Origin of the sequence: Pseudomonas pudica, from assembly GCF_015680405.1 — a bacterium.
GTDB classification, from domain to species: Bacteria; Pseudomonadota; Gammaproteobacteria; order Pseudomonadales; family Pseudomonadaceae; genus Aquipseudomonas; species Aquipseudomonas pudica.
Genome location: NZ_JADLJS010000002.1, coordinates 53104 through 71281 on the forward strand (window position 1 = coordinate 53104; position 18178 = coordinate 71281).

At 63.6% G+C, this 18178-nt stretch carries 19 protein-coding genes, 2 pseudogenes and 1 riboswitch; of the genes and pseudogenes, 8 read left to right on the top strand and 13 right to left on the bottom strand.

All coding sequences use genetic code 11. The annotated features are described in order from the left end of the window. Positions 1–150: 150 nt before the first annotated feature. A pseudogene (locus tag IRZ77_RS27235) lies at positions 151–834 on the top strand (PAS domain-containing protein); the annotation flags it as partial. Between the two features lie 105 nt (positions 835–939). Then, positions 940–1371 (top strand): annotated as a pseudogene (locus IRZ77_RS27240) (methyl-accepting chemotaxis protein); the annotation flags it as partial. On the opposite strand, the gene IRZ77_RS01840 reads toward IRZ77_RS27240, so the two are convergent. The 8 genes from IRZ77_RS01840 to IRZ77_RS01875 form a co-directional block, all read right to left on the bottom strand. Continuing rightward, positions 1346–4615 carry a transporter substrate-binding domain-containing protein gene (locus tag IRZ77_RS01840; protein ID WP_196172818.1) on the bottom strand — a complete coding sequence of 1090 codons (3270 nt, stop codon included), beginning with the start codon at positions 4613–4615 and terminating at the stop codon, positions 1346–1348. The pseudogene IRZ77_RS27240 and the gene IRZ77_RS01840 overlap by 26 nt on opposite strands. Positions 4616–4628: 13 nt before the next feature. Then, entirely contained in the window at positions 4629–5243 is a 615-nt protein-coding gene (locus IRZ77_RS01845; RefSeq protein ID WP_046614296.1) for a response regulator transcription factor, read from the bottom strand. A 230-nt stretch (positions 5244–5473) separates the two neighbouring features. Next, positions 5474–5716, bottom strand: coding sequence for a DUF1272 domain-containing protein (locus tag IRZ77_RS01850; RefSeq protein ID WP_046614295.1), 243 nt, complete (start codon positions 5714–5716; stop codon positions 5474–5476). A 66-nt stretch (positions 5717–5782) separates the two neighbouring features. After that, on the bottom strand, positions 5783–6535 hold the full coding sequence (cobM, locus tag IRZ77_RS01855; RefSeq protein WP_046614294.1) for a precorrin-4 C(11)-methyltransferase: 753 nt from the start codon (positions 6533–6535) through the stop codon (positions 5783–5785). 32 nt (positions 6536–6567) lie between these two features. Continuing rightward, positions 6568–6954, bottom strand: a complete 387-nt coding sequence (locus tag IRZ77_RS01860) for a cobalamin biosynthesis protein (RefSeq protein WP_046614293.1) — start codon at positions 6952–6954, stop codon at positions 6568–6570. Continuing rightward, positions 6954–7640, bottom strand: a complete 687-nt coding sequence (locus IRZ77_RS01865) for a CbtA family protein (protein ID WP_046614292.1) — start codon at positions 7638–7640, stop codon at positions 6954–6956. Before IRZ77_RS01865 ends, IRZ77_RS01860 begins: the two co-directional genes overlap by 1 nt. Positions 7641–7649: 9 nt before the next feature. Beyond that, positions 7650–7838, bottom strand: coding sequence for a CbtB domain-containing protein (locus tag IRZ77_RS01870; RefSeq protein ID WP_025339304.1), 189 nt, complete (start codon positions 7836–7838; stop codon positions 7650–7652). A gap of 93 nt (positions 7839–7931) precedes the next feature. Then, positions 7932–8154: riboswitch (cobalamin riboswitch) on the bottom strand. 281 nt (positions 8155–8435) lie between these two features. Then, complete coding sequence (locus IRZ77_RS01875; protein WP_135002480.1) at positions 8436–8915, bottom strand: GNAT family N-acetyltransferase; 480 nt, start codon at positions 8913–8915, stop codon at positions 8436–8438. Between the two features lie 126 nt (positions 8916–9041). Here IRZ77_RS01875 and IRZ77_RS01880 point away from each other — a divergent pair, with 126 nt between their 5' ends. The 6 genes from IRZ77_RS01880 to IRZ77_RS01905 all read left to right on the top strand — a co-directional run bounded on the left by IRZ77_RS01880 (position 9042) and on the right by IRZ77_RS01905 (position 14129). Beyond that, a complete protein-coding gene (locus IRZ77_RS01880) occupies positions 9042–9671 on the top strand; it encodes a LysE family translocator (protein ID WP_046614290.1) in 630 nt (209 codons plus the stop codon). A 21-nt stretch (positions 9672–9692) separates the two neighbouring features. Next, on the top strand, positions 9693–10577 hold the full coding sequence (locus IRZ77_RS01885; RefSeq protein ID WP_046614289.1) for an alpha/beta fold hydrolase: 885 nt from the start codon (positions 9693–9695) through the stop codon (positions 10575–10577). A 64-nt stretch (positions 10578–10641) separates the two neighbouring features. Beyond that, positions 10642–11616 (top strand): nucleotidyltransferase family protein, encoded by a 975-nt coding sequence (locus IRZ77_RS01890; RefSeq protein WP_046614388.1) that lies wholly within the window; start codon positions 10642–10644, stop codon positions 11614–11616. 96 nt (positions 11617–11712) lie between these two features. Next, positions 11713–12600 carry a pirin family protein gene (locus tag IRZ77_RS01895; protein ID WP_196172763.1) on the top strand — a complete coding sequence of 296 codons (888 nt, stop codon included), beginning with the start codon at positions 11713–11715 and terminating at the stop codon, positions 12598–12600. 154 nt (positions 12601–12754) lie between these two features. Beyond that, a complete protein-coding gene (locus tag IRZ77_RS01900; protein WP_196172764.1) occupies positions 12755–13684 on the top strand; it encodes a DNA-3-methyladenine glycosylase family protein in 930 nt (309 codons plus the stop codon). 184 nt (positions 13685–13868) lie between these two features. After that, the gene (locus IRZ77_RS01905) at positions 13869–14129 is read left to right on the top strand and encodes a DUF1652 domain-containing protein (protein WP_046614287.1); all 261 of its coding nucleotides are present in this window, start codon (positions 13869–13871) and stop codon (positions 14127–14129) included. Between the two features lie 19 nt (positions 14130–14148). On the opposite strand, the gene IRZ77_RS01910 is transcribed toward IRZ77_RS01905, so the two are convergent. The 5 genes from IRZ77_RS01910 to IRZ77_RS01930 all read right to left on the bottom strand — a co-directional run bounded on the left by IRZ77_RS01910 (position 14149) and on the right by IRZ77_RS01930 (position 18173). Next, positions 14149–14763 carry a Yip1 family protein gene (locus tag IRZ77_RS01910; protein WP_046614286.1) on the bottom strand — a complete coding sequence of 205 codons (615 nt, stop codon included), beginning with the start codon at positions 14761–14763 and terminating at the stop codon, positions 14149–14151. 96 nt (positions 14764–14859) lie between these two features. Beyond that, a complete protein-coding gene (locus IRZ77_RS01915; RefSeq protein ID WP_046614285.1) occupies positions 14860–15147 on the bottom strand; it encodes a hypothetical protein in 288 nt (95 codons plus the stop codon). Between the two features lie 166 nt (positions 15148–15313). Then, positions 15314–15961, bottom strand: coding sequence for a DNA oxidative demethylase AlkB (gene alkB / locus IRZ77_RS01920; RefSeq protein WP_085600873.1), 648 nt, complete (start codon positions 15959–15961; stop codon positions 15314–15316). A 276-nt stretch (positions 15962–16237) separates the two neighbouring features. After that, a complete protein-coding gene (locus tag IRZ77_RS01925) occupies positions 16238–17683 on the bottom strand; it encodes a curlin (RefSeq protein ID WP_196172767.1) in 1446 nt (481 codons plus the stop codon). Between the two features lie 16 nt (positions 17684–17699). Further along, positions 17700–18173: a curlin gene (locus tag IRZ77_RS01930; protein ID WP_085600877.1), complete on the bottom strand. Its 474-nt coding sequence runs from the start codon at positions 18171–18173 to the stop codon at positions 17700–17702. Positions 18174–18178 lie beyond the last annotated feature (5 nt).

Consider the following 18178-nt stretch of genomic DNA (forward strand, 5'->3'; position numbering starts at 1 on the left):
TACGCCAGGCGATCTATGCTCAGGACACCGTGCATAAAGGAGCCCGGCGTCATGTTCGATTTCCACCGCAAGTCCGATCTGGTCGAGATTCAGCGCAGTCATCAGGCCTTGGCCAGCTTGCAGGCCAAGCTGGCGGCTATCAGCCGCTCCATGGCAATGATCGAGTTCACCCCCGACGGCACAATTCTCGATGCCAATGAGCGCTTCTGCCAGGCCATGGGCTACAGCGCCGAGGAGTTGCGCGGCAAGCACCACCGGCTGTTCTGCGACCCTGGCTACGCGAAGAGCGCCGAGTACCAGCAACTGTGGCGTGAACTGGGGCAGGGCAAGGCCATCAGCGGTACCTTCGAGCGCATCGACAAGGCCGGCCGCGAAGTCTGGCTGGAAGCCAGCTACATGCCGGTACTGGACGAGCAGCACCAGGTCACCAGCGTTATAAAGGTGGCATCCGACATCAGCCAGCGGGTGATGGAGGAGCACGAGAGCGAAAGCCTGCTCAAAGCCATCAGCCGCTCCATGGCTGTGATCGAATTCACCCCGCAAGGCCGGGTGATCAAGGCCAACCAGAACTTCCTCGACACCATGGGCTATCGCCTGGACGAGGTGGTCGGCCGCCATCACGGGCTGTTCTGCCTGGCGCATGAGCGCGAATCGGCCGAATACCGTGAGTTCTGGGCTTCGCTCAACCGCGGCGAATACCACTCGCACCGTTTCGAGCGCGTCGACAAACATGGCCAGACGGTCTACCTGGAGGCTTCCTACAACCCGATCTTCGACAGCAAGGGCCGCCTGTACAAGGTGGTGAAGTTTGCCAGCGACATCACCCGCCAGGTCAGCACCCAGCAAAGCGCTGCCGATGCTGCCCATGCCAGTTCGGTACAGACCGATGCCTGCGCGCGCAAGGGAACCGAGGTGGTACAGCAGGCGGTGCAGGTGATCGAACAGATTTCCAATGAACTCAACGACGCGGCACGCAGCATCGATGCGGTGAGCAAGCAGTCGGATGTGATCGGGCAGATCGTGCTGACCATCCGCGGTATCGCCGACCAGACCAATCTGCTGGCCTTGAACGCAGCCATCGAGGCTGCCCGCGCCGGTGAACATGGGCGCGGTTTTGCCGTGGTGGCCGACGAGGTGCGCAACCTGGCGGCACGAACCAGCAAGGCCACACTGGAAATCGTTGATGTGGTGCGGCAGAACCACGACCTGTCGCTGTTGGCTGTGGCCAGCATGCAGTCGAGCCTGAAGCGTACCGGCCATGGTGTTGCGCTGGCCAACGAGGCCGGCACCGTGATCATGGAAATCCAACAGGGTTCACGGCACGTGGTAAACGCCATCAGCCAGATCAGTTCGACGCTGCAATTGCATTGAGCGCATCGCCCAGCTCGTCCAGCAGGGTCTCCAGGCTGGCTTGTAATTGCAGGCGCAGGTCAACCGTCGGCAGGCCCTGATCCTGGGCCTGCTCGATGGCTTCGCAATCCTTGACCACCGTGCGTACCTTGAGCATTTTCGCCCCGCCCTTGATCCGGTGAGCCAGGGCGCGCACAGCCTCGCCGGGGGCGTCTGCTGCCAGTGTGCGCAGGGTGGCCAGGTCTTCGCTGACGCTTTGTGTCAGCTGTTCCAGCAAATTCCGCGTCAGTTGTTCGTCGTCCTGGGTCAGGTGGCGCAGTTCGCCAAGGTTGAACCCGCTGGCGCGCCGCGCTGGCGGCTGTTGCCGGGATTGAGCGTGGGGCAGGTGGGTCTTGAGCGTACGCAGGCCAATGGGTTTGAACAGGCATTCGTCCATGCCGCTGGCCAGGCAGCGGGCACGCTCCTCAGCCTGAGCGTTGGCGGTGACACCGAGAATGCGGCAAGGCGCCAGGCCGCGTTCGCCCTCGAAGCTGCGGATGCGGCGGGTCAGCTCGTGGCCATCCATGACCGGCATGCTGCAGTCGGTGATCACCAGGTCGAAGCGGGCGGCCTGCCAGCGTGCCAGCGCGATTTCCCCGTTCTCCGCCAGCGTGACCCGATGCCCCAAGGTATGCAGTTGCCGCTCCAGCAGCAGCAGGTTGGCGGGGTAGTCGTCGACTACCAATATGTTCAGCGGGCTGCTGTTTTCCAGCACCGGCTCATGCTGTTCGGCCAATACCGGTGCTGCGCAGGCGGGCAACTGCAGGCTGACCTGCACCTTGGTGCCAACGCCTTCGACGCTCTGCAGGTTCAAGCTACCGCCCATCAACTCGGCCAGGGTGCGGCTGATGACCAGCCCCAGGCCGGCGCCCTGGCGTGCCCGTGGGCCGTCGGCCTGGACGAAGGCGTTGAACAGCCGGGCCTGGTCGGCAGGGCTGATGCCGATGCCGGTGTCTCGCACGTTCAGTTCCACTGCCAGGCTGTTAGTGTCAGTGGGCGAGGGCAGCAGCAGGCTTGCCTGGACTTCACCGCGGTCTGTGAACTTGATGGCATTGCTGATCAGGTTGGACAAGACCTGCTTGAGGCGCAGTGGATCCGCCAAAACCCAGATCGCTGCAGCGGGCAGTTCGCTGTGCAAGTGCAGGCCTTTGGCCCGTGCATTGCCTTCGAATACCCGCACGGTGGCGCGTACCAGTTCGACCAGGTTGGTGGGCACCGGCTGCAGGGTGATGTGCCCGGATTCGATGCGGGAAATGTCCAGAATATCGCCGATCAGCTCAAGCAGGCCGATGGCCGAATCGTGGGCAGTCTGCAAGGTCTGGGTGTCGCAACGGCCGCCGCGGCTGTCTTCCAGGGCCAATTCCAGCAGGCCGATCACGGCATTCATCGGTGTACGGATTTCATGGCTCATGGTGGCCAGGAAGGTGCTTTTGGTCTGGCTGGCCTGTTCGGCGTCGTCCTTGGCCTGGCGCAATTGCTCCAGCAGGCCGCGGCTGAGCGCAAGCTGTGCCTGCAGGGCATGCTGGGCCTCGGTGCGCTGGTTGATAAGCTTGCGCAGGTAGCTGTTCCAGAACACCACACCGGCCAGCAGCAAGGCCGACAGCACCAGTACCTGCAAGGCCAGGGTGCGATAGTCGCGCCAAGGGCTGTCACTGACCATGGTGGTGATGCGCCAGCGGTTGATCAACTGGTCCAGTTCTTCGGGTGGAATGCTCAGCAGCGCCTTGTCGAGGATTGCCTGCAGCTGCGGCTGGTCTGCGGCCACGGCGAATGCGGCGATGGCCGGGTCGTCGTCGAGCACGCTGGCAATGCGCAGGCGGTCCTTGAAAACATGGCTGATGTAGTAGGCAGCATTGATATGGCTGCTCAAGGCGACGTCTGCGGCACCGTTGGCCACGGCTTCCATCAGGCCGAGCGGGTTGTCCACTTCGACCATCCTGGCCTTTGGGTAGCGTTGTTGCAGCACGGCCCGTTGCGGCGAGCCACGCACCAGGGCAATGCGCTGGCCATCCAGCACCATGGCCTGCGCCGGTAATGCATTGTCGCCACGGGTGACCAGCACCCGCGGGCTGACCAGGTAGGGGCGGGTAAAGCGCAGTTTTTTCGAACGGTCCGTGCTATAGCCCAGTGCGCCGATCATCTGCGCATCGCCGCGCGCCAGGCGCTCGACCATTGCCTGCGCCGACGGGCTTTCGACCGGCTTGAAATGCAGCCCTGTGCGCAGCGAGATCTGCTTGAGCAGGTCGAGGGTGATGCCGCTGGGGCGGTGCTGGGTATCGTTGAAGGTGAGCGGTGCCAGCGAGGTGTTGACCAGCACGCTGACGCTTGGGTTGGCGGCGATCCAGGCTTCTTCTTCGGCGGTGAGGGCGGTGAGGTGGCGCTGCAGCAGCAGGCTGGTGTTGCCACTGCTCCAGCGGCGCAGGATGTTCAGGCGTTCGCTTTCGCTGATGCGCGCCAGCGCCTTGTCGATCAACTGACGCAGGCGCGAGTTGTCACTGGCCAGGGCAAAGGCAAACGCCCCAGGGGCAACCTGGCAGAAGTGGTCGATCTTCAGTGTGCCCTGGTAACTTTTGCCAATCGCTAAGTCGGTACTGATGGCATCGCCCAGATAGGCGTCGGCCTCGCCCAGTTCGACGGCAGCCAGCCCGGCCAGCGTCGAGCGATACAGGCTCAATTGCGCCTTTGGGTACAGGCTGCGGACGCTGCTGGCCGGCAGGTAATGATCGACCATGGCCAGGCGCAGGCCGGCGAGGTCGGGGGTGTTCTTCAAGCTGTGCCCCTCGCGGGTGACGATGACCGGCAGGTCTTCGGCGTAGCTCGCACTGAGGCTTAGCTGAGCATCCGCTGCCTCGAAGGCGTTGGAGCTGCCCAGCAAGTCGATACGGCCGTCGCGGAGCGCAGCGATGGCTTCGTGGCGGCTGTCGAAACGTCGGACTTCGATGTTGATGCCCAGCTGTTCAGCGATGATGCCTGCGTAGTCTGCGCTGAGGCCTTCGTAGTCGCGCTGGCTGACATTGATTTCCAGCGGTGGGTAGTCGGGCCGTGAGCTGCCCAGCACCAGGTGCTGGCGCTGCTGGAGCCATTGCCGCTCTTCGCTGGACAGCGCGAGCGGGGCGGTGGCGCTGATCGAGCGTGCCAGTAACTGGCGGGGTTCGCTGTTGGCCAGCAGCGCGCCGGAACTGGCCAGGCCGATGACCAGAAGGGCGCTTGCCAGCAGGCGCTGCATTGCCACCGAGCGCTCAGTAGACGTTGTTGCGTTTGGCCAGGTCGACCATCTCAACCAGCGATTCCGTCTTGAGCTTTTCCATGATGCGGCCCCGGTAGGTGCTGATGGTCTTGGCACTGAGGTTCATGCAGGTGCCGATATTCTTGTTGTTCTCGCCGCGTGACAGGCGCCTCAGCACTTCCATTTCCCGGTTGGACAGGCTCGCCAGGCGCATAGGCTCGCTTTCCAGCGAGTTGCTGTTGACCGACATCTGCGGGAAGGTCGAGTAGCCCTTGACCAAGGCCTTCAGCGCAAACAGCAAGGCCTCGTGGTCCTCGTCCTTGGTGACGAAGGCGCCGATGCCGGCATCCAGGCAGCGCCGTACATACAGGTCGGTGGCCTGGCCGGTCAGTACCATGATCTTGGGGGCCGGTTCCAGGCTTTGGAGGCGCTTGATGACTTCCATGCCGTCCAGGCCCGGAAGCCCGATGTCAAGGATGACCACGTTCGGGCGCAGTCTGCGGACCACCTGCGTGACTTCACTGCCATCGCCAACTTCACCGACGACCTCAAAGCGCTCGCGGTCGAGCAACATTTTCAAGGACAGTCGCACTATGGGGTGGTCGTCGACGATGAGCACGGTAGTCATGAAGAAAACTCCTGTCAGGATGTGGTCCGCTTCCTGGATCACTCAGGAATACGTCTGCAAGTGGGGTTATCGGAAGCGCTGCACGATACGACCATTCCCGAAATTTGGTAATGCCGAGTATAGAAGTGTTGAAAGTCCCCGGGCTAGTTGTTGAAAAGTCCTACAAAAAGTGGGAAAGACATCACCCTGACAAAGCGGCGATGTCCGTTTTCTGAATGTTTTGAAACAGCTCACGCGCAAACCGAGTGTGCTTTGCTGACACGCTGGGTCGAGGCAGGGTTGTTGACCAGCGCCTGGCCGACCCGTGTCGGGCGTGCCACCAACTGGCCGGTGCAATTCGGGCAGCGGCCCTGGAAACGGGTTTCGGCGCAGGTGCGGCAGAAGGTGCATTCGAAGGAGCAGATCAGCGCATCGGGGCTGTCACCGGGCAGGTCGGTATCGCAGCACTCGCAGTTTGGGCGTAGGTCCAGCATGGGCATGACTCCTGTTTGCAGGCGGGAAACCGGAGTCTGCTACGCCCGTGGCGAACCTGGCAATGCTCAGTCGCCAGTGCGATACAGGTGGGCGTGCCCGGCGCGGTACAAGGCAGAATCGGCAAACGGGGCGTCGCCCAGCACATGGCCCACCAGGATCAGCGCCGTGCGCCGAAAGCCCTTGGCCGCGACGCGTTCGACGATATCGCCAAGAGTGCCGCGCACCCAGTCCTGGTCCGGCCAGGTGGCGCGGTGCACCACCGCCACCGGGCAATGCGCGCCGTAGTGCGGCAGCAGTTCATCGACGATACGCGACAGGTGCTTGACCCCCAGGTGAATTGCCAGGGTGCTGCCGTGGCGCGCCAGGTCGCCCAATTGCTCGCCGGGCGGCATCGGCGAACTGTCGCCATAGCGGGTGAGGATTACTGTCTGCGCTATCTGGGGCAGGGTCAGTTCGCAACCGAGCAGGGCGGCGCTGGCCGCCGTGGCGGTGACCCCGGGGATGATCTGGTAATCGATGCCCAGCGCCTGCAGGTGGCGGATCTGCTCGCCGATGGCGCCGTACAGGCTGGGGTCGCCACTGTGTACCCGGGCCACATCCTGGCCTTGCTCATGGGCATTGCGCATGGCGGCAATGATCTGCTCCAGGTGCAGTTCGGCACTGTTGATCACGGTCTCGGCCTGGTGGCCCTCGAGCACGGCTGCGGGTACCAGCGAGCCGGCATAGATGATCACCGGGCACTGGCGGATCAGCCGTTGGCCCTTGACCGTGATCAGTTCCGGATCGCCGGGGCCGGCGCCTATGAAGTAGACCGTCATGGAAAGTCCTTGCAGGAAAGAGGGGGAAACGCTCAACAGGCCAGGGCGAGGGTGGCCGGGCTCAGCACCTGGCGAGTCAGCAGCAATCTTGCCGTGCCAAGCCGCTGGCTGGCCAGGGCCAGGGCCGCACTCTCTGCCACGCCCCAGCAGCCGCTGTGGGCATGGGCAGCGGCGGAGCGGTGGCTTAGCTGGGATTCGTAGGGCTGCAACTGCGCGCTATCGTACAACACCAAGGGCACGCCGAGGCGTTCGGCCAGTTGCTGCAAGCCGGGTTCGTCGGCCTTCAGGCTGATGCTGGCGATGCCGTGCAGGTCGGCCAACGCCAGGCCCTGGTTGGTCAAGGCCTGGCGTAGTAAGGTTTCCAGTGTATCCGCCGGGCAACCCCGGCGGCAGCCGAAGCCGGCGTAAAACGCAGGCATCAGGCCTGGCTGGAGCGCCGGAACAGCCAGGCGCTGAGCAGGCCCAGGGCCAGCCAGAAGGCGGCGTTGGTCAACCAGGAGGCCACTTTGAACTGGGTTTCCAATGCGGCGGGGGCCAGGCTCTCGTGCACTTCTGGTTGCGGCGCACCGATCACGTGGGGAGTCACCAGCAGCACGGCACCCAAGGCCTTCAGCAACCAATGGCGGGCGAACACCAGCAGGGCGAGGCCCAGCGCGGTGGCGCTCGCGGTGCCTATCCACCAGGCCTGGCGCTGTCCCAGGTCGGCGGCTGCGGTACCCGGCAGCTCCGGCGGCAGGCCCAGGGTTGGGGCCAGGCAGAACACGGCGAAACCGGCCAGGCCCCACAGTGCGCCGGTGCCGGCACGTTTGGGTTCGCGCAGGCTGTACAGGGCGGTGAGGATCAGGGCGAAGCCGACCGCGACCACCAGGTTGCCGCCAGTGGTCGACAGCACACGCTGCCAGCCGTCTTCAGGCGACCAGGCTTCGGCGCTGTGTTCATGGGCGGCCACTTCGCCGGCATGCTCGTGCTGGGCAACCGGGGCCGAGGATTCGTAGGTTTCTGCCTCGAGGATAAGCGGGGCGACCCAGAAGCTTTGCAGCAAGGTCAGCAGCAAGGCCGCCAGCAACCCGCTGAAGCCCGCGGTACGGGCAATGCGTGTGATCATCGGGCGTACTCAGTGGCAGGGGAAGGCGGCGCTGTGGCGGGTGTCATGGGCGGCGTTGTGCACGGCCTCGATGTGCGAGAAGCCGGCGAAGTACACCAGGCACAGGCCCAGCAGGCTGGCGCCGACGGCGATGACGACACGTTGGCTGAGGGTGACGGGGGTAGTGATGCTGTGTTGCTTGGCGCTGGTGACGGGCATGACGCGTTCCTCTGCTTTTTGTGGGCAATGGGCAAGCGCGGCAGCCCCGAGCATGACGGCCCAGGGGAATGCAACAGCGCCCGCCCTCCGCGGGGTGTTCATGAACGCCAGGCCGGTCTCCGGGCTTGCGAGGAGGAGCCAGGCTCCTGGAAGGCGTCACCTTCCCATGCCGGGTGATCGGGCACAGTGGTACAGACGCTTCGCTCGCTTACCGTTGCGGGGGCAGCACCGGCCTTGTCCGGCCCTGCTGGAGGGCCTGCGACGCACCGGTTTCCCGTTTCACCCCCATGGGGGCACCTGAACGCGAGGCATAAGGAGACCATGGGGCGGGGCTGCCGTCAATTGCCAGAATCGAGTTTGCGGGCGCTGCGGGTACTCTGTGCATGGCACCGGCTGCGCTAGCGTTCGCGGCTAAAGCCTACACAGGCTCAGCGTTGCTCTCGAGGTTGTCGCTGTTCTTGTGGGAGCGGCCTTGTGTCGCGAAAGGGCCGCAAAGCGGCCCCAGGATTGATGCGTGACAGTTGAAATTGCTGGGGCTGCTTTGCAGCCCTTTCGCGACACAAGGCCGCTCCCACAGGGATTGCGAAGCGCTCTCGGTCACCCCTGGGCAAACGCCGCCAGCTTCTCCCCATCCAGCCGGTAGCGCACCCACTCATCCTGCGCTTCGGCCCCCAGCTTCTGGTAGAAGCCAATCGCCGGCTCGTTCCAGTCCAGCACGCTCCATTCCAGCCGCCCGCAATTCTTCGCAACCGCTTCGCGGGCAATGTGCCTCAGCAATTGCCGCCCGGCACCGTCGCCGCGTTGCTCGGGCGTTATGTACAGGTCTTCCAGGTAGATGCCGTTGCGCCCGAGCCAGGTCGAGTAGCTGTAGAAATACACGGCAAAGCCGATTGCCTGGCCATTGCGCTCGCAAATCAGGCTGTGCACGGTGCTGCCCTCGCCAAAAAGGCTGTGCTCGATATCGGCAACGCTCGCGATCACCTCGTGGCGAGCGCGTTCGTACTCGGCCAGTTCGGTGATGAAGGCCAGGATCTGCTCGGCATCGGCGCGAACGGCAGGGCGGATGGTGAGGCTCATGGTGGACGGCTTCCTTGGTCTGGTGGTAGCGGTACAGCGATGTGTATCTACACAATTTAGTGGAACTGTATCGGTCGCGGAGAAGGGCGACTCCGTTAGTGTGACAGCACCCATAAAGAATGTGGAATGCCTGCCATGCTTGCCTCTGCCGACCTGCTCACCGCCTTCGTGCTGTTTGCTTTCGTGTCCTCCATCACTCCTGGCCCCAACAACACCATGCTTTTGGCCTCGGGCGTCAACTTCGGTGTGCGCCGCTCCATTCCCCACGCGATGGGGATCAGCGTCGGTTTCATGGTAATGGTGCTGGCTGTTGGCCTGGGCCTGGGCGAGGTGTTCAAGGCCTGGCCGGCGCTGTACACGGTCTTGCGCTATACCGGTGCCGTCTATCTGCTGTACCTGGCCTGGAAGATCGCCACTTCGGGGCCGGTCGGCACAGCTTCGTCCAGTGCCCGCAAACCGCTGGGCTTCTGGGGGGCGGCGGCATTCCAGTGGGTCAACCCCAAGGCCTGGGTGATGGCTGTCGGGGCAATCACTACCTACACGCCGGCGCAAGGCTATGTAACCAACGTCATTGTCATTGCCGCCTTGTTTGCCTTGGTCAACCTGCCGAGTGTCGGGGTGTGGGTGATGTTCGGCAGTGCCCTGCGCAACCTGTTGCAGAACCCGCGCTGGCTGATGCTGTTCAATGTCCTGATGGCCTTGTTGCTGGTGATTTCACTGTACCCGCTGCTGTTTGTAGAATCGGCGTTTTCCTGACCCCGCGAGTACAGCAAACCGATGCAGTTGATCCCCTGGTCCCACGAATGCACCGAAGGCTTCACCCTGCGTGGCTGGCGAACCCCGGCCAGTGGCAAGCCGCTGCTGCATTTTTTGCACGGCAACGGTTTCTGCTGCCTGGCCTACCAGCCATTGCTGATGCGCCTGGGTGAACATTTCGACCTGTGGCTCAGCGATGTCCAGGGCCATGGTGACAGTGACCATGGCGGGGTATTTCGTGGCTGGAACCGCACCGCTGCGCTTGCGCTGGAGGCTTTCGCAGCCGGGCGAAGCGAGTATGGCGACGTGCCGCGTTTTGCCGTCGGGCACAGCTTCGGTGGTGTGCTTACCGGCCTGATCCTGGCCAGTGAGCCGCAACTGTTCACCCGTGCCGTGCTGCTCGACCCGGTACTGTTCAGCCGGCGCATGCTGGGTGTGATGGGGGTGGCAGCCCTGGTTGGCTTGCACCGGCGTCACGCCCTGGCACGCAAGGCCGCCAGCCGTCGCAGTCACTGGCCCGACCGCGAGGCAGCCCAGGCTTCGCTGCATGGGCGGGGCATCTTCAAGGGGTGGACCGATGCGGCGCTGCGGGCCTACGTCGAGCATGCCATCGGCGACTGCGGCGATGCGGTAGTGCTCAAATGCCGCCCCAGCCGCGAAGTGGAAATCTTCAGTTCCTTCCCCAAGCGCATGTGGGCAAGCCTGGCGGCGATCCGCACGCCCACTCAAGTGCTGTACGGCGAGCACACCTACCCCTTCGTGCACCATTCGGTGAGCCGCCTGGCGGCGCTGAACCCTCAGGTGAGCGCCAGGCAGGTTGCAGGTGGACACTGCTTCATGCAGGAACATCCTGAGGCTTGTGCTGAAGAAGTGCAGGCCTTCCTGCTGCAGGGACCGGCGGGATAGTTTTTCCAGACAGTGCCGAGAGTAAAGGCGTGAGTAATCTTGGGCTTTGCCCGAGCGTATGAACATGACCAGCAAGACCTTGCTACAGCCATCGTATCTGCAAAAGCGCTACGACTATTCCTGCAAGACAATCGAGTCACTCAGGCAGGCCATGTGCAGCCCGCTTGCACCACTGGCGGGGCGGGCTCCTCTGGCCGTGGTCAGTGTGGGCTCCTATGGCCGATGCGAGGTTTCCCCTGTTTCGGACATCGACTTCTTCATTGTTCATGACAGCAGTCTGCCGGCGGAACGTCTGGACGACATACTGCGCCAGGTCGGCGACCTTGTTCGGCCCATCAGCCATCCGGGGGAAAGCGACGAGGCGAAATTCGGCCGAGAGGCGTTGGCGCTGTACTCGGACTTGAGTGAACACATAGGCTGGAAGTGCGAAGACAATACCGCGCTGACCAGGCGGATGCTGATGTTGCTCGAAGGCCGGCCTCTCTTCGGGCATGGAGCCTTTGCCCGGTGGCAGCATGACCTGCTGTGCCGTTATGTACCTGACGACCATGGCAGCGGGCTTGCCAGGTTCCTGCTTAACGACCTGATCCGCTACTACCGCACCCTCATGGCGAACTTCGAGGAAAAGAGGGCCGAAGGCAAGGCATGGGGGGTACGCAACATCAAACTGCAATTTTCGCGAAAACTGCTTTTTGCAGGCGGCATCGTGGCGATTGCCGAGGTCCATGGCCTTCCGGCGCCGTCGAAGATCATGCGCCTTCAACAACTGCTGGCCCTTACCCCTTTGCAACGCCTGGCAATGCTCGGTCATTCCAACCCGTATAGCGTGGGTCTGTTCGAAGACTACGCAGTCTTTCTCGAGTTGATTTCCTCGGTGGAAAATCGCCTTCATCTGGACAGACTGACCCCAGGCCAGGCAATGGCGGATCCGGTCTATCGGGAACTCAGGGTGCGGGGGCAAGCCTTTTCGTTGAAGCTGGAGCATTGGTTGAGGTCGCAGTACCCGGGGCATCCGATACTTCACGCCGTGTTTTTCTGATTGTCCTTTTAATGAGACGATGCATGCCATTGAAGCCAACTATTGCTTGATTGGTATCACTGGTAAGGTTATCTCAACCAAGAGAGGAGCCTTCTCATGAAAACGATTCTGGGTATTCACCGCAGCCCCCACGCTCATTGGGTAGGTGATGGTTTCCCGGTGCGCAGCCTGTTCACCTACGACAACCTGGCCAGCAAGATCAGCCCGTTCTTGCTGCTGGACTATGCTGGCCCTCATGACTTCACCTCGACCAGTGCACGGCGCGGCGTTGGCCAGCACCCGCACCGAGGCTTCGAGACCGTGACCATCGTTTACCAGGGCGAACTGGAGCACCGCGACTCCACCGGCGCTGGCGGCTTGATCGGCCCCGGTGACGTGCAGTGGATGACTGCTGCCAACGGCATCATCCATGAAGAGTTCCACTCCCCAGGCTTCGCCCGCACTGGCGGTACGCTGGAGATGGTACAACTGTGGGTGAACCTGCCGGCGCGGGACAAGCGCGCAGCGGCTGGCTACCAGACGCTGCTGGCCGAGGACATCCCGGTGGTGGCGCTGGACGGCGAGGGCGGCAGCCTGCGGGTGATTGCAGGCGAATATCGTGGGCATTCGGGGCCGGCGCGGACCTTTACCGCCATGGATGTCTGGGACATGCGCCTGCATGCCGGTGCAACCGTGCAATTGCCGGTTGCCGCCGGGCGCAATGCGGCGCTGGTGGTGTTGCGCGGCAATGTGCGGATCAACGGCGAGCGCGAAGCCGGCCCAGCCAGCCTGGTGCTGTTTGACCGCGCCGGTGAGGATGTTGCCGTCGAAGCGCTGGAAGGTGCCAGCCTGCTGCTGCTAAGCGGTGAGCCGATCGACGAGCCGATCGTGGGTTATGGCCCGTTCGTGATGAACAGCCAGGCAGAAATTGCGGAGTCGTTCGACGACTTCCATGCCGGGCGGTTCGGGCAGATGCAGGATGCACGGGATGGTGCGGCGCATTGATCCTGGTTGACTGAATGGCTGTCCGTGCTCTATCGCCGGCAAGCCAACTGCCACAGGTACAGCGACAATCTCGAGAGCGACGCTGTACCTGTAAGTGCTGGCTTGCTGGTGATAGCGTCGGTACAGGCATTACATTTGCTGGCATGATGCAGCCATGCTCAAGCTCACCCCCTTGCACGCAGTGCGCCGATCGTTACCCACCCCTGGCCACCAAATTCTGTGGCTGCGCTATCGCGCCCCTTACCATTGGCCCTCGACTCTGGCCTTCCTCGCTGCCCGCTGCATCCCCGGCATCGAGACCTGCCTTGACGGTACCTACCGCCGTACCCTGGTAATTGCCGGCCGCCACGCCGTCTTGCACGCCACACCTTCGGGCAGCCAGTACCTGCGGGTCCACCTTGAAGGCGTTCCGGCCCGCGCGCTACCCGGCCTGACTGCCAGGCTCAGGCGGGTCTTCGACCTCGATGCCGACCCCGCGCGCATCAATGCCGTACTGTCCCGCGATCCGCTGATGGCCCGCCTGCTACAGGAACGCCCAGGCCTGCGCGTGCCGCAAGGCTGGGACGCTTGCGAGCAGGCCATGCGCACAGTGCTGGGGCAGCAGGTCAGTGTGGCCGGGGCCATGACCCTGGCCGGACGCCTGGTGCAACGCCACGGCATGCCCTTGCGCTGGCCTGCACCGGGCCTGAGCCATGTGTTCCCGGCGTTGCAGGTACTGGCGGCTGCGCAGTTCGATGGCATGGGCATGCCGCGGGCGCGCGCCGCCACTCTGGGCACGCTGGCCAGTGCCTTGCTGGCCGAGCCTGGATTGCTACGCCGCGGGCAAGAGCTGGATCAACTGCTGCGCAAGCTGTGCCAACTCAAGGGGATCGGCCCCTGGAGCGCGCACTACCTGGCGTTGCGTCAGGCCGGCGCGGCCGATGCCTTGCCGCTGGGCGACGTGGCGCTGGTCAAGGCGTTGCGCCTGCTCGAAGGAGACGACGCCCAACTGGCGCAACGAGCCCTGGCCTGGCGACCGTGGCGCGCCTATGCGGCGCAACATCTCTGGGCGTCGCTGGGGCCTGCCGACACCGCTCGTCGTTAAGTCTGCCATTGCGTTCGAACACCCGGCCTGCGCAGGCAATCTTCCACTAAGGTGCTAGATGATTCCCCGCATGATCATTGCCCAGGCGCATGGATGCCTGCCCCGGCATGCGCAATATCAATTGGCGCCTCGCCCGACAAAGGCGTACTCACACAACAGGCCATCCCAAAGAGAGGGTCGTACCATGTCGTTGATAGGAGTTTCGATGCTAGAAATGCGGCAGATGATCGAGCAGGCCTGCCTGCCCGACCGTTGCGAAGTCAGCTGCACGGACGGCGCCAACCTGACCATCCGCCTGTGTCAGGGCCAGAGTCTCGAGGAGAGCGTGACCCTAAGCGGGGTCCCCCTGCAAAGCCTCAACAGTTGCCGCGACCTGGTCAACCTGGTGGGGCAGCTGCACGCACTGCGTGACAGCCACCCGGCGCCACTCAAGGCGATTGCCTGAGGCACCTGCCGCGCCCTGGTCAGCCCAGGCTGGCCGGGCGCACATATTCCGGCATCAGGCCGTTGAACCAGAACAGGATCATCGCCACCAGGATGGTCACCAGCAGCAGCAACCCCACCCCCCATACGCAGGTCGCAAACAGCATGGCCTGTTCCTTCTTCAGGCGCAGGAAGGTCTGCAACCCGCCATACAGCAACACGCTGGCATAGGCCGAGGCTGCCAGCAGCGCCGCCAACGCCAGCCAGCGGATCGGCAGCAGGCCGACCACCCCGGCAAAGAACCATGGTGTGGCGCAGTAGGCGGCAAAGCCGATGCACTGGTTGAGGCTGGGCTGTGCATCGAAACCGCGCGACATCCAGCGGATCATGGTGCCCATCAACATCACCCCGACGACCGTGGTGGCATAGAGCAGGCCCGCCAGTTGCGCGGCGCTGGCCATGCTCAGGCGCACCCGTTCCTCGGCCGCCAGGCTCCAGCCGAAGGTGGTGGTGCCCACGAACAGGCACACCGCGGGGATCAACGCCAGGGCCAGCAGGCGCGGCAGATACTGCTGCGGGTGGTCTTCCTCGGCCCGGCGGATTTCCAGCCAGGCGTCGGCGGGGTGAGTGAAGAGCTTGAGCAAAGGACTGTTCATCGGCGTTCTCCGCGTTCTCCGGCGGGCGTGAGCCCTTTTGCTATGGAGACGTGCCGCACCTGCTGGGTTCAGCCGGGTTGCTCGCCGTTGATCGTCTTACAGCAGTTCCAGCAGCAGGTTCAGGCCGCCATCGCCGCACTTGCCCTGGTCGCGAACCACGCCGTGGTAGCTGCGTCCGTCCCAGACGAAGGCCACGCTGTGGGCACGGTCGACCTTGTCGGGCAGCGGCGGGCAGATGTGCAGGCGCAGGCCCGGGCGGCCCTGCAGCTCGAGGGCAGCGAGCTGGCACTGACATTCCACGCTTTGTGCCACCGGGCCGAACAGGGTGTCGCGTACGTAATCGAGTTGCAATGAGGCATTGGGGGCGCGGCAGGGCATCTTCATGGGCGCGCGGCTCCGCTGTGAGGTGTCGGGAAACAGGGTTGGCAGGGCATAACGGGCTCCGGCTGAATAGGGCGGCTTATCGTTTGAAGCTTGCCTGGCCAAGATGTTCAACGCGTTTCATGCGCGTTCATCCTGTTTGCGCCGGGTGACGGGCCGTTGGTCCGATTCAGCCACCGGCCTTGCGCAAGGTCAGGTTGATCCGCCGCTCACCCAGGCGCGGATGGATGCCGGGCTTGATCGGGAGCACGCCGTGAAAGCGCAAGCGGTCCTCGCCACCCCACACCAGCACATCGCCATGGCTCAGCGGAATGCGCTGGGTCTTGTCGGCGCGCTGCAGGCCACCGAACAGGAACACTGCCGGCAAGCCCAGCGACACCGACACGATCGGCTGGCCAAAGTCCCGCTCGTCGCGGTCCTGGTGGAGGCTCAGGCGGGTGCCCGGCAGGTAATGGTTGACCAGGCAGGCATCCGGCACGAAACCTTCGAACCCGGCCATGCTTGCGGCGCGGGCGGCGAGCTCGAGCAACACGAGGGGCAGGGCGGGCCAGGGGTTGCCGGTGAGCGGGTCGCTGGGGCTGTAGCGGTAGCCGTGTTCGTCACTGACCCAACCCAGCGTGCCGCAGTTGGTCAACCCTACCGCCATGCGCAGGCCTCCCGGAGTGTGCATGTGCCGGAACGGCGCGGCACGCAGCACCGGGCGCAGGGCATCGAGCAAGGCCTCGATCTCGGCCAGGGCGAAGCCGGGCAGCAGCACGGTGTGGCTGGCCAGGTGTTGCGGCTGGGGACCGAACAGGTCGAGGTCGGACTGGATCATGGGATTGGGCATCGGCTTGGTTGGGGGCCATTGTAATGCGCTTGGCAGGCTTGGCCTATTCGCGGGTGGACAAGACGCCCCGCTTTGCAGGAGCAGCCTTGTGCTGCGAAGAGGCCGGTGCAGGCAACGGATATGTATAGTCATTGCCGGCCACTTCGCAGCACAAGGCTGCTCCTGCAAGGCCCTCGCTAAAACAATAAAAAAGGAGTTGTGACAGAAATAAAAAGGAACCGCGGCACCAGGGAGAGGAGCACCGCGGTTCAAGGGGGGAGCGATCTACTGCTGGGTCACAGTGGCCACGTTGGTGCTGCCCAGCTGGGTGATGGTCGCGGTCTGGGTCACACCGCTCTGGTCGACATACGCCTTGTTGCCCTGGCCTCCCTGGGTCACGTAGGCGATGTTGTAGCTGTCAACCTGCTTGATGGTGGCTTCGTTGCCGCCACCGTACAGCTGGTTGGTGTAGCTCTGGTTGCTGTAGCCGGACTGGTCCAGGTTGATTACGTTGCCATTGCCCTGGCTGTTGCCGTAGGCGTAGTTTTCGGTGCCACGCTGGTCGGCGATCAGGATGTTGTCAGTACCGTTCTGCTCGAAGTACAGCTCGTTGTTCATGTCGGCCTGCTTGGTCTCCATCTGGTTGCCGGTGCCTTTCTGGGTCAGCGTGGCCAGCTGGTTGTCACCGTTCTGAGTCAGGTTGGCGCCGTTGCCATTGCCATTCTGGTTGATGGTGGCGTTCTGGTTGGTACCGAACTGGCCGCCCATCTTGGCGCCTTTCCAGTTGCTGGCAGTGACGCTGTTGCCATTTCCCTTGGTGTTGATGGTCAGGTTGAGGTTTTCACCGTTCTGGTAGGTGAAATGCAAGTTGTTGCTACCGGTCTGGGTGATGGTGGTGGTCGAGTTGTTGGTCTCGAACTGGTCCGACCAGCTGGCGTTGGCTGTGCCCTGTTGCGACAGGCTGACCTTGTTGTTCATGCCGAAGCTCTGGTCGATATAGCCTTCGTTCATCTGGCCGGACTGGGTTACCGACGCCTGGCTGGCGGTCTGGTTATCCTGCCACACTTCCACCGAGTTGCCGCCACCGTACTGGCCTATGCCGATGGTACCGCCGGTGCCGTCGCGCTGGTCGCCGTACGCCCAGTTGCCCGTGCCATCCTGGTAGACCTGGATGTCGCCATCGACGTAGCCCAGATGCTCGGCAGCGGCGTAGTTTTCCTGGCCTGTCTGGTTGATGCTGCTGCGGTTGTTGCTGCCACCAAAGGTCTGCTCGATGAAGGCTTCGTTGCGCTGGCCGGATTGCCAGGTCTCGGCCTTGCTGCCTTCCTGGCTGTCCTGCCACACGGTCGAAGTGTTTTCGGCGCCTTGCTGGTTTTGCTGCGACTGGTTGCCCAGGCCCAGCGACTGGCTGACGAAGGCATCGTTGTAGCTGCCGCTGGCGTTCTGGGTGGCTTGGCTGCCGTTCTCGACCAGTTGGTCGGCGTAGCCGGCGTTGTACTGGCCGTTGGCGCTCTGCTGGATATCGCTGGTGCTCTCCGATTGCACCGCCAGGTGGTTGTTGCCCTTGCCGGTCTGGGTCTGGGTTGCCGAAGCGAATGGTGCCAGGGACTGGCTGACTTCGGCGATGTTTTCCTTGCCGTCCTGGGTCTGGGACGAGGTGCTGTCAGCAGCCATGGCCTGACCTGCAAGGGCCAGGACGATAGCGGCACTTAAGGGAGCGAGCTTGTACATGGGGGTGCCTCCAGGTCTATCGGTATTGGGTGATCTGAACGTGCTGGCCATTGCCGGCCTGGGTCACGGAGCTGTTCAGGCCTGTGCCCGACTGCACGATGCTGGCGCTGTTGTCGTTGCCGATCTGCTCGATGGCCGCGCTGTTGCTGCTGCCGCTCTGGCGGATCGACGCGCTGTTGCCATTTCCCTGTTGGCTGATGATGGCCATCAGGTCACTACCTTCCTGCAAGATGTACGCTTCCTGTGCGCCACCGGCCTGGACGATGCGGCCCAGCAGGGCCTGGCCGTTCTGGTCGAGGGCGGCGCGGTTGCCCGTGCCTTGCTGCTCGATCACCGCAGCCTGACCGGCACCGGCCGGCAGCAGGCGGATGATCACCGGTTCGCCGAGGTCGTTGCCGGGCGCGAGGTCGGCATTGTCCAGCAGGTCCTCGGCCCAGCAGGCCTGGCCCACCAGGGCCAGGCCGAGCAGCAGGAGGTACAGGCGTTTCATTGCAA

Bases quoted from the DNA above. Each gene is read 5' to 3' on its own strand.
- IRZ77_RS01905 (WP_046614287.1), top strand. From the start codon at position 13,869: ATGTCGTTGATAGGAGTTTCGATGCTAGAAATGCGGCAGATGATCGAG.
- IRZ77_RS01900 (WP_196172764.1), top strand. From the start codon at position 12,755: ATGCTCAAGCTCACCCCCTTGCACGCAGTGCGCCGATCGTTACCCACC.
- IRZ77_RS01895 (WP_196172763.1), top strand. From the start codon at position 11,713: ATGAAAACGATTCTGGGTATTCACCGCAGCCCCCACGCTCATTGGGTA.
- IRZ77_RS01865 (WP_046614292.1), bottom strand. From the start codon at position 7,640: ATGATCACACGCATTGCCCGTACCGCGGGCTTCAGCGGGTTGCTGGCG.
- IRZ77_RS01840 (WP_196172818.1), bottom strand. From the start codon at position 4,615: ATGCAGCGCCTGCTGGCAAGCGCCCTTCTGGTCATCGGCCTGGCCAGT.
- IRZ77_RS01870 (WP_025339304.1), bottom strand. From the start codon at position 7,838: ATGCCCGTCACCAGCGCCAAGCAACACAGCATCACTACCCCCGTCACC.
- IRZ77_RS01850 (WP_046614295.1), bottom strand. From the start codon at position 5,716: ATGCTGGACCTACGCCCAAACTGCGAGTGCTGCGATACCGACCTGCCC.
- IRZ77_RS01890 (WP_046614388.1), top strand. From the start codon at position 10,642: ATGACCAGCAAGACCTTGCTACAGCCATCGTATCTGCAAAAGCGCTAC.
- IRZ77_RS01885 (WP_046614289.1), top strand. From the start codon at position 9,693: ATGCAGTTGATCCCCTGGTCCCACGAATGCACCGAAGGCTTCACCCTG.
- IRZ77_RS01845 (WP_046614296.1), bottom strand. From the start codon at position 5,243: ATGACTACCGTGCTCATCGTCGACGACCACCCCATAGTGCGACTGTCC.
- IRZ77_RS01860 (WP_046614293.1), bottom strand. From the start codon at position 6,954: ATGCCTGCGTTTTACGCCGGCTTCGGCTGCCGCCGGGGTTGCCCGGCG.
- IRZ77_RS01915 (WP_046614285.1), bottom strand. From the start codon at position 15,147: ATGAAGATGCCCTGCCGCGCCCCCAATGCCTCATTGCAACTCGATTAC.
- IRZ77_RS01910 (WP_046614286.1), bottom strand. From the start codon at position 14,763: ATGAACAGTCCTTTGCTCAAGCTCTTCACTCACCCCGCCGACGCCTGG.
- IRZ77_RS01875 (WP_135002480.1), bottom strand. From the start codon at position 8,915: ATGAGCCTCACCATCCGCCCTGCCGTTCGCGCCGATGCCGAGCAGATC.
- IRZ77_RS01880 (WP_046614290.1), top strand. From the start codon at position 9,042: ATGCCTGCCATGCTTGCCTCTGCCGACCTGCTCACCGCCTTCGTGCTG.
- IRZ77_RS01930 (WP_085600877.1), bottom strand. From the start codon at position 18,173: ATGAAACGCCTGTACCTCCTGCTGCTCGGCCTGGCCCTGGTGGGCCAG.
- cobM (WP_046614294.1), bottom strand. From the start codon at position 6,535: ATGACGGTCTACTTCATAGGCGCCGGCCCCGGCGATCCGGAACTGATC.
- IRZ77_RS01925 (WP_196172767.1), bottom strand. From the start codon at position 17,683: ATGTACAAGCTCGCTCCCTTAAGTGCCGCTATCGTCCTGGCCCTTGCA.
- alkB (WP_085600873.1), bottom strand. From the start codon at position 15,961: ATGATCCAGTCCGACCTCGACCTGTTCGGTCCCCAGCCGCAACACCTG.